This is a genomic window from Paraburkholderia rhynchosiae, from assembly GCF_002879865.1.
GTDB classification, from domain to species: Bacteria; Pseudomonadota; Gammaproteobacteria; order Burkholderiales; family Burkholderiaceae; genus Paraburkholderia; species Paraburkholderia rhynchosiae.
Genome location: NZ_PNXY01000157.1, coordinates 1 through 333, shown reverse-complemented (window position 1 = coordinate 333; position 333 = coordinate 1). Strand labels below are relative to the sequence as shown.

Sequence of the window (333 nt, the reverse complement as noted above, 5' to 3'; positions counted from 1 at the left end):
GCGTCCCGTTGTCGATGCTGTACTGCACTGTCGCGCCGCTCTCGACCCCGCTCAGGCCGAGTGTGCCGGTGTTCGTGATGTGATCGCTGCCGCTGCTGCCCGAGTCGGTGGCGAGTGCCACCCCGGGCGCCGCAGCGGCCGTGTCCAGCGTGAAGCTGAAGCTGGTTGCCGCCGACACGTTGCCGGCCACATCGGTCTGGCGGACTTCGAGGGTGTTCAGCCCTTCCTGTGCCGAGAAGCCGGTGCTCCATGTGGAGCCGCCATCGGTCGAGTATTCGGCGATCGCGCCGCTCTCGACCCCGCTGAGGCTGAGTGCGCCGGTGTTCGTGATGT

1 protein-coding gene is annotated in these 333 nt (G+C 67.9%); it reads right to left on the bottom strand.

The window, feature by feature from the left end; genetic code table 11:
• The coding region (locus C0Z16_RS38010) for an Ig-like domain-containing protein (protein ID WP_158244593.1) at positions 1–333 on the bottom strand (333 nt) is incomplete at both ends.